General features: G+C 65.3%; 4 protein-coding genes. 3 read left to right on the plus strand and 1 reads right to left on the minus strand.

All coding sequences use genetic code 11. From position 1 onward, the window contains the following. Nucleotides 1-187: 187 nt before the first annotated feature. From clpB to PRN20_RS22745, 3 genes are all read left to right on the plus strand, one after another. A complete protein-coding gene (gene clpB, locus PRN20_RS22735) occupies nt 188-2,803 on the plus strand; it encodes an ATP-dependent chaperone ClpB (RefSeq protein WP_273959954.1) in 2,616 nt (871 codons plus the stop codon). A 370-nt stretch (nt 2,804-3,173) separates the two neighbouring features. Then, a complete protein-coding gene (locus PRN20_RS22740; protein ID WP_273959955.1) occupies nt 3,174-3,518 on the plus strand; it encodes a VOC family protein in 345 nt (114 codons plus the stop codon). Between the two features lie 37 nt (nt 3,519-3,555). Continuing rightward, nucleotides 3,556-5,061, plus strand: a complete 1,506-nt coding sequence (locus PRN20_RS22745; protein WP_273959956.1) for an MFS transporter — start codon at nt 3,556-3,558, stop codon at nt 5,059-5,061. Nucleotides 5,062-5,063: 2 nt separating this feature from the next. Here PRN20_RS22745 and PRN20_RS22750 read toward each other — a convergent pair whose 3' ends face one another. Next, on the minus strand, nt 5,064-7,022 hold the full coding sequence (locus PRN20_RS22750; protein ID WP_273959957.1) for a M23 family metallopeptidase: 1,959 nt from the start codon (nt 7,020-7,022) through the stop codon (nt 5,064-5,066). Nucleotides 7,023-7,825 lie beyond the last annotated feature (803 nt).

Raw genomic sequence — 7,825 nt, forward strand, 5'->3', positions numbered from 1 at the left:
GAGCAATCCCGGCCTTTTTGTTTTGTCCAACGCACCCCATATCAGCCTTGAGGCCGGGGAGCGCCGCCAAGCGGGCATTCGGACTTGATCTGGCGAGAGCGAATTTTCGTTTGAGCCAAATCAACGCTTCAGGCGTTGGAACCGTGCCTCACCTTGGGCGGGCCAGCGTGCCACAGAGGAGAGTTCAATGAATATCGAGAAATACACCGAGCGGGCGCGCGGCTTTATCCAGAATGCGCAGCAGTTGGCGCTCGGCCAAGGCCATCAGCAGTTCGCGCCGATCCACCTGCTCAAGGTGCTGCTCGACGACGAGGAGGGGATGGCGGCGGGCCTGATCACCAAGGCCGGCGGCGACGCGCGCATTGCGCGGGCCGAGACCGAGGCGGCCCTCAAGAAGATTCCCAAGGTTTCCGGCGACGCTGGCCAGCTCTACATGAGCCGCGAGCTGGCGCGCATCTTCGATACGGCCGAGAGCGCCGCGCAGAAGGCGGGAGATTCCTTCGTCACCGTCGAGCGCCTGCTCCTCGCGCTCTGCGTCGAGAAGGACACCGATGCCGGCAAGATTCTCGCCAGTGCCGGCGTCACCCCACAGGGGCTGAACGACGCGATCAACGAGATACGCAAGGGCCGCACGGCCGATTCCGCTTCGGCCGAGGACCAGTACGACGCGCTGAAGAAATACGCGCGCGATCTCACCGCGGCCGCCCGCGAGGGCAAGATCGATCCGGTCATCGGCCGTGACGAGGAGATTCGCCGCACCATCCAGGTGCTGAGCCGGCGCACCAAGAACAATCCGGTGCTGATCGGCGAGCCGGGCGTCGGCAAGACCGCCATCGTCGAAGGCCTCGCCATTCGCATCGTCAATGGCGACGTGCCGGAATCGCTGAAGAACAAGTCGCTGCTGTCGCTCGACATGGGCGCGCTCATCGCGGGCGCGAAGTATCGCGGCGAGTTCGAGGAGCGGCTCAAGGCCGTGCTCAACGAGATTTCCTCGGCCGAAGGCAAGATCATCCTGTTCATCGACGAGATGCACACGCTCGTCGGCGCCGGCAAGACCGACGGCGCGATGGACGCCTCGAACCTCCTGAAGCCGGCACTCGCCCGCGGTGAACTCCACTGCGTCGGCGCGACGACGCTCGAGGAGTATCGCAAGCACGTCGAGAAGGACGCGGCGCTGGCCCGCCGCTTCCAGCCGGTGTTCGTCTCCGAGCCCACGGTCGAGGACACCATCTCGATCCTGCGCGGCCTCAAGGAAAAGTACGAGTTGCACCACGGCATCCGGATTTCGGATTCGGCCCTGGTCGCGGCCGCGACCCTGTCGAACCGCTACATCTCGGACCGGTTCCTTCCCGACAAGGCCATCGACCTCGTCGACGAGGCGGCGGCGCGCCTGCGCATGGCCGCCGAATCCAAGCCCGAGGAGCTCGATGAGCTCGACCGGCGCATCATGCAGCTCAAGATCGAGCGCGAGGCTCTCAAGAAGGAGTCCGACGAAGGGTCAAAGACCCGCCTCGCCCGCCTCGAGCAGGAACTCGCCGATCTCGAGGAGCAGGCCAATGCTCTGACTGCGCGCTGGCAGGCCGAGAAGGAGCGCATGCAGGGAAGCCAGAAGATCAAGGAAGAGCTCGACAAGGCCCGCACCGATCTCGAGCTGGCACAGCGTACCGGTAATCTCGCCCTGGCAGGCGAGCTCGCCTATGGCGTCATTCCCGATCTCGAGAGGCGCATCAAGGCGGCGGAAGATCCCAATGGCGACGGCAAGCCCGACAATCCGATGGTCGAGGAAGTCGTCCAGCCCACGCACATCGCCCAGGTGGTGAGCCGCTGGACCGGCATTCCGGTCGATCGCATGCTCGAGGGCGAGCGCGAGAAGCTGCTCAACATGGAAAAAGAACTCGGCAAGCGCGTCATCGGCCAGGCCGAGGCGGTCGAGGCCGTGGCCAAGGCCGTGCGGCGCGCCCGGGCAGGCCTCCAGGATCCGAACCGGCCGATCGGCTCGTTCATGTTCCTCGGCCCAACCGGTGTCGGCAAGACCGAGCTCACCAAGGCCTTGGCGCAGTTCCTCTTCGACGACGAGCACGCCATGGTTCGGCTCGACATGAGCGAGTTCATGGAAAAGCACTCGGTCGCCCGCCTGATCGGCGCCCCTCCGGGCTATGTCGGCTACGACGAGGGCGGGGTGCTGACTGAGGCGGTGCGGCGCCGGCCTTACCAGGTCGTGCTGTTCGACGAGATCGAGAAGGCGCATCCGGATGTGTTCAACATCCTGCTGCAGGTGCTCGATGACGGCCGGCTCACGGACGGGCAGGGGCGGACAGTCGATTTCCGCAACACGCTCATCATCATGACCTCGAACCTGGGGTCCGAGTATCTCGTCAGCCTGCAGGACGGGGAATCGGTCGAAACCGTGCGCGGCAAGGTGCTGGACGTGGTGAAGGCCTCGTTCCGGCCGGAGTTCCTCAACCGGATCGACGACATCATCGTCTTCCACCGGCTCGACCGCTCGCACATGGGGGCGATCGTCGATATCCAGCTTGGCCGGCTGCGCCAGCTGCTCAAGGAACGCGAAATCGCCCTCGAACTTACTCCGGCGGCGCGCGAGTGGCTCGCCAACGAAGGGTACGACCCGGCCTACGGCGCCCGCCCGCTCAAGCGCGTCATCCAGCGCGAAGTGCAGGACAAGCTGGCCGAGGAAATCCTGGGTGGCACGATCGTCGACGGTCAGACCGTGATCGTCGACGCCGGAGACGGCGGCCTGACGATCCGCCCCGCCGGCCCCGGCGAACACGCCGAAGCCGCATGAGAATCGAAAAGGGCCGGTCGAGAGACCGGCCCTTTTCCTTGGGCGGTTCGGCAGGGTAGAGAGCCGCGCATCCCGGGGACCCACGCGATGATGCGGCTGGCCGCGCCGGCTCCGGCAATCGCCAGCCTCACCGCATGTACTCCAGCAGCGTCACCACCGGCACGGCTATCGCCGCGGCGACAAGCGCGTACCACCAGAGCTTCATCAGAATGTTTGCCAGCATCATGATTCCCGCGAGTCGCCTCGACGCCATCTGACCACCATCCACCTGATCGATCGCTGACAGCGATGCATCGGCTCCCCGGCAGATGCGCTGGTTGCCGAGTTCGTTCCGTCCTGCTAGAACAAAACAAGAACAATGGAGGCCCCCATGAAGCAGCGCTACCAGATCGACTACCTCGAGTTCCCGTCTACCGACGGTGTCGCAACCCGGCGCTTCCTGTCGGAAGCGTTCGGCTGGCAGTTCACCACCTACAGCCCGCAATACGAAGGCATCAACGATGGCGGGATCGACGCCGGGATCGATTCGAGCGAGGCGAAAAGCGCCGCGCCGCTCGCCGTGATCCGCACCGAGGATCTCGAGCAGGCCGAGCGTGAGGTGCTGGCGGCGGGCGGTGAGATCACGCGACCGGCCTTCGATTTTCCCGGCGGACGGCGATTCCACTTCCGTGAGCCCGGCGGCGTCGAACTCGCCGTCTGGATCGAGAAGGCGTAGGCTTTCGCGATATCGAGGCGAGAGGCGAGGCTGAGCGATGACGGAAACCGGGCCGGCGACGGCTGCGCAGGCGACCTTCTGCCCGGCAGGTGATCGAATCTATGTGCTGGTCGCGGCGATTCTCGCCTCCTCGATGGGTTTCATCGACGGCTCGGTCCTTTCCATCGCCACTCCGGCGATCCGGGCCAATCTCGGCGCTACGCTCGCCGATGCGCAGTGGATATCGAACGCCTACCTGCTCTTTCTCTCCTCCCTGCTGCTGATCGGTGGCGCGGCGGGGGATCGGTTCGGGCTGCGGAACGTCTTCGCCCTCGGCATCCTGATGTTCGTCGCCGCTTCCCTCGTCTGCGCGGTGGCGCCCGATCCGACCTTTCTCATCATCGCCCGCGCCGTGCAGGGAATCGGCGCCGCGCTGATGGTGCCGGGGAGTCTCGCCATCATCGCCAAGGCCTATCCGCGCGAGGAGAGGGGCAAGGCGATCGGGTTGTGGTCGGCGTTTTCGTCGCTCACCACGATTCTGGGGCCGGTGATCGGCGGGTTCGTGCTCACCACAATGGGCGACTGGAGCTGGCGGCTCGTCTTCGCCATCAACCTGCCGCTGGGCGGCATCGCGCTCGCGCTTCTGCTGCTTCGCGTGCCGGCCGATGCGCCCGAACCGGGCCGCCGGCTCGACTTGCTGGGCGGGGCGCTCGTCACGGCAGGACTGTTGCTGGTCGCGCTCGGCCTTACCGGAACAGACGGCAGTGTTCCGATGCTCAGTCACATCGTCATCTATTGCGGTATCGGGCTCCTCGCCCTGCTTGGTTTCCTCTATTGGGAATCGCGGACCAGAACGCCGATGCTGCCGCTCCACCACTTCAGGAACGTCGCCTTTTCGGGCGCGCAGGGCCTGACATTCCTCCTCTACTTCGCACTCGCTGCGGTCACGTTCTTTTTGCCAATGACCATGATCGGGGGCTGGGGCGTGACCGCGGCCGAGGTGTCGATCGCCTTCCTGCCCTTCGGAATCGCGCTGACCGTGCTGTCGCCCTATGCCGGCAAGCTCGCCGACAAGATCGGGCCGGGGCCGATGATCACCATTGGCGCTGCCATCGTGGCGCTTGCATTCGCCCTGCTCGGGGTGATGGCGCCGCTGCAGAATGTCTGGCTCGGCGTGCTGCCCCTGACGATCCTGATGGGAATCGGCATGAGCGCAGTGGTGTCGCCGCTCTCGACGGCGGTGATGACCTCGGTCGAGGACCGCGACACAGGTCTCGCCTCGGGGGTCAACAATGCCGTCGCCCGCGTCGCCGGCCTTCTCGCCGTGGCGCTGATGGGCGGAGTCGCGGCCTTCGTCTTCGAGCGGTCGCTGGGCGGATTCGCCGAACTGCCGGTCTTTTTCGGCATGCAGCCCGATTCCCCGCTCGCCGCGGATGCCGAGTCGGCGCGAATGGCGGCGAACGACGCCGCTTTCGCCGCCATCGCCTACAGCAACGCGGCCCTCGCGCTGATTTCGGCGGTGATCGCGTGGTTCACGCAGGTGAACAGGTTGCGGAAGGGCTAGGCCTACTGGATCGAAGCGACGGTCATCGGGGCGGCGTCGCGCTGCATCAGCTCGCGGATTTGCGCCATGGTCTGCTCGAAGCTGCCTTCGTACTGGGCGGTCAGCGACTTGTCGCGCGGCAGCTTCACGCTCAGCGGATCGACGAATCGCCCGTTGACCTTGATCTCGAAGTGCAGGTGGTTGCCCGTCGAGTTACCGGTCGAGCCGACATAGCCGATGATCTGGCCCTGCTTGACCCTGGTGCCCGGCTTCATGCCGTCGGCGATCTTGTTCATGTGGCCGTAGGCGGTCTCGAAGCCGTTGACGTGCTTGAGCTGCACATAGCGGCCATAGCCCGAAACCCACTGGGCCTTCTCGATCACCCCGTCGCCGGCGGCATAGATCGGGGTGTTGCGAGGAGCGGCGAGGTCGACGCCGGTGTGCATGCGGCGCGACTTGAAGATCGGGTGGACGCGGTTGCCGAAGCGGCTGGCGAGTCTCCCGCCGCCCTGCAGCGGCCGGCGGGTCAGGAAGCGCTTCCCGGTCTCGCCCGAGGGATCATAGAAATCGACCGTGCCGTCATCGGTGCGGAAGCGGAACAACTCGCGCGTCGTCGTGCCGAGCTTGAGCGCCACATACAGCAGGTCCTGGTGGCCCTGCGCGTCCTTCTGCGTCTCGAGAATCTCGATCGCATCGCCGGCCGACACCTTCTTGGTCAGGTCGATGTCGTAGGCGAACATGGCGACGATGCGCGAGGTGACGGCATCGTCGATGTCGTGCTTGCGCGCCGTTTCCCAGATCGAGCGGTAGATCGAGGGCAGGTTGTTGACGTTGATTTCCTCGGTGTCTTCCTCGGGGAACTCGATCATCGGCGGCTCGAGGCCGAGCACGTAGTTGCCACGGTCGGTCAGCGCCGCGGTGGCGGCATGCTTGATCGTGCTGGAGCGGCTGTCGGGCAGGTAGATGCTGAGCCGGTGCGGAATCAGCCGCGGTTCGTTGCGGGCCGGGCCCATCAGGATGCGGAGCTTGGCGCCCTGGCGCACATTCTTGGCCGGCAGCACGTTGCGCAGCGTTGCCACCACCATGTCGTAAGTCTGCTCGTCGAAGCCGTTCTTGAGCAGGGCGTCCTTCAACGGGCCGTTGACCGTGATGACGCGCTCGGACCGGCCGAGGCCGGCCATCTCGGCGCTCTTGGTCTTGGGGAGAACGGTGACGTTCTCGGCGATGCCGGTGACGCCGCCATCGGTCACGACGCCGAGGTCACGGATGCCGGTGTCGGCCGGGGCATAGGCGAGCGCGAACTCGCCCTCGCCGCCACCTTCGGCGAAGAGGTTGTCCACCGTCAGGCGCACGAAGTCGGAGGCGCCCTTGTCGGAAATCGCCGGGGCGGGAACGAAGGTCACGGGCAGGGCGGCAGTGCGGATCTGCACCTCGCCTTCCACCTCGGCGCCATAGATGTCGGGATTGGCGACCTCTTCGTCCTCGACCACAGGCTGGCTGGCATCGATCATGGCGACGGGGTCGTAGTCGGGGATGTCCCCGGAAAGGGCGGTCGCGGCGGTCGCGAGCGTAGCGCGCACACGCACGAAGGGTTGCTTGCGGATCAGGGCGCGGCCGTCGACCGTCTCGCGGATCGAGGCCTCGACGATCTCGAGCTCGGACCGGGTCTTGGCGACCGGGCGCACACGGTCGCCCTTCACATTGGATTCGTGAGAGGTCTCGGCAGCGGGGCGGGTGATGAGCTGCAGCGCCTCGTAGGCAGTCGAGAAAGTGTCCTGGCCCTCGAACGAGACATAGAGGGCGGCGCCCATGAGCAGCACCGAGGTGAGGCCGGTCATCACCGTACCGGTGAGCCAGGCGAAACTCAGTTCGCGGCCATGGGGGATCTCACCGTCCGTCGATTGCACGGTGAGGGCCGGTCCGTCCTCGAAGCCGCTGGCCTTGAGGAGTGCCGCATTGCGATTGCGCTGTGCTGGGTTCAACCCGCTCGTCCTAGCCCCGTTGCCCTGGGAAGCAAGCAGTGGCGCGCGCTTACGCGCGAGTCAACTCACCAGCCCCGAGCCTTGGTGGGCGGACAATACGGCAAAACTTGGCCTATCGGGACCGTGGGCAGGCGGTCCTCCCGAGAATGGCGGGGCCAGGAGGGGGCGAGGGAGGAGCAGGCAGCGATCGCGAACGGCGCAGGATGCGGTCTCGAGCCGGTCTGACCGGGCGCTTGAGAGTTGTCCACAGGGGGCCGGACGGTTCGCTCGCCCCCTTGAAACGCCTCCCTCCGGGTACCAGATGACAAGTCTCGCGCGCGCGTGCTATATACGCTCCGGGTAGGCAGATGACGGTCCGGCGGGCCGGCAGCGAAAGATGTCAGATTCGTCATTTTCGGCTGTTGACACCCAAAAGGGCCGCCCCTATAACCCGCCCATCGCTGAAGACCGCGGCGCCGGAAACGACGCCAAAGACTGAAGCAAACCTCTGAAAGAACTAAGAAATTGGCTCTTTCAGGTTTTCAGAACTCGGACCTTCCGAAAGCTGAAAACAGGGTGTTGACAGACAGAAATGTCTCGCATACAACCCGCCACGTTGACGACGCCGAGCACTTGCTGCTCCCACTGTTCAGCGCTCACTGAAAGGGCAGATTTGCTGCCGGGCAACCGGGACCAGATCATTGTCCTCGAAATTCGGAAGCTGTGCTTCCACCGACGCCGCCGTCGCGAGACGTATCCGGGGTCAGCTCTTTGACATTGTGAAGATTGAAGAAAGAGAAACGTGGACGGCGAGGTTCTTGCGG

Source organism: Devosia sp. ZB163, from assembly GCF_028613635.1.
GTDB lineage: Bacteria > Pseudomonadota > Alphaproteobacteria > Rhizobiales > Devosiaceae > Devosia_A.

Coding starts and splice junctions, on each gene's coding strand:
- clpB (WP_273959954.1), top strand. CDS start 188: ATGAATATCGAGAAATACACCGAGCGGGCGCGCGGCTTTATCCAGAAT.
- PRN20_RS22740 (WP_273959955.1), top strand. CDS start 3,174: ATGAAGCAGCGCTACCAGATCGACTACCTCGAGTTCCCGTCTACCGAC.
- PRN20_RS22745 (WP_273959956.1), top strand. CDS start 3,556: ATGACGGAAACCGGGCCGGCGACGGCTGCGCAGGCGACCTTCTGCCCG.